Source organism: Mesorhizobium sp. M2A.F.Ca.ET.039.01.1.1 (assembly GCF_003998035.1).
Classification (GTDB): domain Bacteria; phylum Pseudomonadota; class Alphaproteobacteria; order Rhizobiales; family Rhizobiaceae; genus Mesorhizobium.
In genome coordinates, this window is sequence record NZ_RZRY01000785.1 from 1 (window position 1) to 2,657 (window position 2,657).

The 2,657-nt window shown below is 62.9% G+C and carries 3 protein-coding genes and 1 pseudogene; 1 reads left to right on the top strand and 3 read right to left on the bottom strand.

The genetic code is table 11. The features are described from left to right. The 3 genes from EOA24_RS33645 to EOA24_RS33655 all read right to left on the bottom strand — a co-directional run. Window positions 1-203: NAD(P)-binding protein (locus EOA24_RS33645; protein ID WP_133374749.1), on the bottom strand; the 203-nt coding region annotated here is incomplete at its 3' end. A 90-nt stretch (window positions 204-293) separates the two neighbouring features. Continuing rightward, window positions 294-614, bottom strand: coding sequence for a 2Fe-2S iron-sulfur cluster-binding protein (locus EOA24_RS33650; RefSeq protein ID WP_042647743.1), 321 nt, complete (start codon window positions 612-614; stop codon window positions 294-296). Between the two features lie 99 nt (window positions 615-713). Beyond that, window positions 714-1,082 (bottom strand): Hpt domain-containing protein, encoded by a 369-nt coding sequence (locus tag EOA24_RS33655; protein WP_126082542.1) that lies wholly within the window; start codon window positions 1,080-1,082, stop codon window positions 714-716. Window positions 1,083-1,374: 292 nt separating this feature from the next. Here EOA24_RS33655 and EOA24_RS33660 point away from each other — a divergent pair. After that, window positions 1,375-2,657 (top strand): annotated as a pseudogene (locus tag EOA24_RS33660) (kinesin); the annotation flags it as partial.

Sequence of the window (2,657 nt, forward strand, 5' to 3'; positions counted from 1 at the left end):
AGGCCCTGAGCCGAGATGGTGGGCCAGCCGGGTATGTCGTAGATCGGTTTTTCCGGATAGAGCTCGGCACACTGGCCGCCGGGACGGTCGAGAATGTCGATGAGATGGCATTTCATGTCGAGCAGCCCGAGCTCGAACACGGCGAAAAGGCCGACCGGCCCGGCGCCGACAATGACAACGTCCGTCTTGATGGTATTGCTCATGCGCTGCGCCCCATTTGGGAATGGAGCGAGACTGCATGAGCGCCGGCCTGCTGCCAAGCAGCCAGCATGAAGAAAACTGGAAAGTCGGCCTTAGCCTTGGCGCTCGGGAACGCGCACGACCAGCCCGTCCAGCGCGTCGCGCACCTTGATCTGGCAGGAAAGGCGCGAGTTCGGCTGGACGTCATAGGCGAAGTCCAGCATGTCCTCTTCCATCGCCTCCGGCTCGCCGACCTCGGCCGTCCATGCCTCGTCGACATAGACATGGCAGGTCGCGCAGGCGCAGGCGCCGCCGCATTCGGCCTCGATACCGGGCACCGCGTTGCGGATGGCGTTTTCCATGACGGTCGAGCCGTTTTCGGCCTCCACGTCAAATCGGGTCCCGTCATGGGCGATGTAAGTCAGCTTGGTCATTAAGTCACCTGAGGAGTCGCGACGGAGATAATCACTCCACCGGACAAGTCAACTGCGGCGCGAAAGCGCCACGAAATGACGTTTTTCAAAAAGATAGTGCTAGCGGCTGATGCCCGCGATGAAGTCGCGCACTTCCTCGATCAGCATGCCGAGCCGCTTGAGCGCCCGGACGTCTTCCGGCTGCTTCTCGATGATTGCCGCGCATTCGGCGACCGCGAAGGCGCCGATGCCGCGCGCCGAGCCTTTCAAGCCGTGCGCCAGAAGTATCCTCTGCCTGGTGTCGGCGTCCGTGATCTGGTCACGAACGTTGAGCGACTGCTGCACGAACAGCGCCAGCACCTCCCGTTCGAGGTCGCGGTCGCCCATTGTCTGGCGCGCCAGATGGCCGAGATCCACAGGTCGGGCTCGAGCCGTTCCGGAGGGATCTCCCCCCGGCATGGAAAACGCAATACCACTTTCGCCACGCATACGCACTGCAACTCCATCAAGCGGGCAGACGAGGCCAAGAAAATAGGCGTTTCCGGTCGCCAACGGGTTAACGATTGGAGGGGAAAAATGTTGTCACGGAGGCGACCGGATCACGCTTGCGTTAACCTTATATTTAAAGTTTTACGTATCGCCCGGAATGCATGTTTTCTTTACCCCTGTGTGTCATTACGATACGAAGGTCCATTTTTCAGCCTCCTGCTCGGGATAGACAAGCCAGAATCACGGCTCAAAATCATAACTCCCCCGGCAGCTAGTACAGGGTAGCGAAGGCATGGCTAAGAAACCAACGACGACCAAGTCTCTCGAGAATGACGTAGCCGCGGAACTGGAAAAGGCGCTCGACCTTGACCTTGCCGGCGACGAAGGCGGGCTCGACATGGCGGCGTCGATGGAGGATCTCGAAGCGCAGATCTCGGCGGCGGCCGACGAGCTGGCGCGCGAAGGCCGCAGCCAGCGGACAGAGCCGGCGAACAACCCTCAGCCAGCCATCCCCCAGTCTCCAAGGGCGCCCGCGGCCAAGCCGGCCGAACTGCGCCCTGTCGAGCCGCGCAACGGACAGCCGTCCGGCTTCACGCCCCCGGCCGGCTTCACGCCCGCCAATGACGACCGCCAGAAGGACTACAAGACGCTGCTGCACAGCCTCAACCGGCGTGCATCGAGCACCGTCTACTGGGTGATCGCCTTTATCTCGCTGGCCTGGATCGCCGGCGCCGGCGGCTTGGCCAACCTCCTGTTCGGTCCTGGCATCTGGAAGATCCGTACCTTCGACCAGTTCTTCGCCCGTCCCGAGCTGATCGGCCTGGCGGTAGCCGCGATCGTTCCGGTCATCCTGTTCTGGGCGTTCGCCGCCATGATTCGGCGCGCGCAGGAAATGCGCATCGCCGCGCAGTCCATGACTGAGGTCGCCTTCCGCCTGGCGGAGCCTGAAAACCTCGCCCAGGATCGCGTCATGATGATCGGCCAGGCCGTTCGCCGCGAGGTGGCGGCCATGGGCGAAGGCATCGAGCGGACGCTCGCCCGCGCCGTCGAGCTGGAGACGCTCGTCCATGGCGAAGTCAGCCAGATCGAACGCTCCTATTCCGAAAACGAGGCCCGCATCCGTTCTCTGGTCGATGGCCTCGGCAGCGAGCGCGAGGCGGTCGTCACCCATGCCGAGCGCGTGCGCGCCTCCATTGCCAGCGCTCACGAGACGCTGCGCGACGAGATCGGCGCGGCCAGCGACATCATCCGCGATTCGATCCTCAACGCGTCGACCAAGCTGTCGATGACGATCAACAACTCCGGCGACACGCTGATCGATCGCATCAATGAAAGCTCGACGTCGATCTTCGATTCCGTCGAATCGCGCCTGGACAACATCACCGATCGGCTTTCCACCTCCGGCGAGGCCTTCGCCAGCCTGCTCGACACCCGAATCGCCAAGCTTACCGACACCACGGACGGCCTTACCCGCTCGCTGACCGACCTGCTCGACGACCGCACGAATGGCATGGTCTCGCTGCTTGGAGGCGCCGCCCGCACGCTTAACTCCGAATTCGAGGCGAGCCTCAGCGG